The organism is Roseateles sp. P5_B10, assembly GCF_056400485.1.
Map to the genome: position 1 here is coordinate 1 of NZ_JBFULE010001113.1, position 1,368 is coordinate 1,368.

The window sequence follows — 1,368 nt, forward strand, 5'->3', positions numbered from 1 at the left end:
ACGCTGCTCGGCGTGCCCGACAAGCCCGGCATCGCCTTCCAGATCCTGGGACCCGTGGCCGAGGCCAACATCGACATCGACGTCATCATCCAGAACGTCTCCCACGACGGCAAGACCGACTTCTCCTTCACCGTGCACCGCAACGACTACGCGCGCACGATGGAGCTGCTGCAGAACACGGTCGGCCCGGCCACCAACGCCAGCAAGGTCGTCGGCGACCCCAAGATCTGCAAGGTCTCCATCGTTGGTATCGGCATGCGCTCGCATGTCGGCGTGGCCAGCAAGATGTTCCGCGCGTTGAGTGAAGAGGGCATCAACATCCAGATGATCTCCACCAGCGAGATCAAGACCAGCGTCGTCATCGACGAGAAGTACATGGAGCTGGCCGTGCGCGCATTGCACAAGGCCTTCGACCTCGATCAGGAAGCCGCTACCGCGGCCTGATTTCTGTCTGAGATTGCTCCGCACTGGTATAGAATGCGGGGCTGTGCTGGAGACGTGACCGAGTGGCCGAAGGTGCTCCCCTGCTAAGGGAGTATTTGCGCTAAAACGCGAATCGAGGGTTCGAATCCCTCCGTCTCCTCCAAACACATCAAAGCCCGTCCTCGTGACGGGCTTTGTCTTTTCGGCGTTCCAACAGGCGCTTTTGGGCGATTCGTCACGAATTGATCGTTTCAAGTCCAAATTTGCCAAATCTCCCGTTTATTCGGTTATTTATGATCGCCACGTGGCGGTCAAGACAATAAATCGGGTGAGGCAGGGCTTCGCTACCCTGCTGGTGCTTGCCGGGGCGCTGCTGGCCGCTGCGGCCGCGCGCGCCGTGCAGCCCATCACTCATGCTCTGCCGGTGTCGCCGACCACCGTCCGGCTTTTCGTGCCCTTCATGGCCGGCGGTGAGGCCGACGGCTCGGCGCGCAATTTCGTCCAGAGCGCGACACGCGTTGGCGGCGTGGGCTTCGAGATCGTCCATCTGACGGCTGAATCGGGCGCCGCAGCGGGGCGGGCTGTCAGGCAAGCCGCGCCCGATGGCCTGACGCTGTTGCTGGCCCGGGTGGGCAGCGTTGCCATCCTGCCGGCGCTGTCGCCACGCACGGCCGCGCCATTGAGTGACTTCACGGTGTTGGCCGTGCTCGACCAGGCGCCGCTCATCTGCGCCGTTCGCAGCGGCACGCCCATTGTGTCCATGCGCGAGTTGCTGGCAGCCATCGCCGCGACGCCAGCGCAGTTGCGCTACAGCACGAGCGGTGCCGGCACCCTGCAAAACCTGGCCGTGCGCTATCTGTTGGCATTGAACGGCCTGCCGGGCGACGCGGCCAAGCCGGTGCATTTCGGCCAGGACTCACTGGCCACCCAGGCCCTGCTCAACGG

The 1,368-nt window shown here is 63.6% G+C and carries 2 protein-coding genes and 1 tRNA gene; all 3 read left to right on the top strand.

Translation table 11 applies throughout. The features are described from left to right. The coding region (locus AC1DU6_RS31290) for an ACT domain-containing protein (RefSeq protein WP_477862036.1) at positions 1-444 on the top strand (444 nt) is incomplete at its 5' end. Between the two features lie 48 nt (positions 445-492). Then, positions 493-586 (top strand) — tRNA-Ser (locus AC1DU6_RS31295). 165 nt (positions 587-751) lie between these two features. Beyond that, positions 752-1,368: tripartite tricarboxylate transporter substrate-binding protein (locus AC1DU6_RS31300; RefSeq protein ID WP_477862038.1), on the top strand; the 617-nt coding region annotated here is incomplete at its 3' end.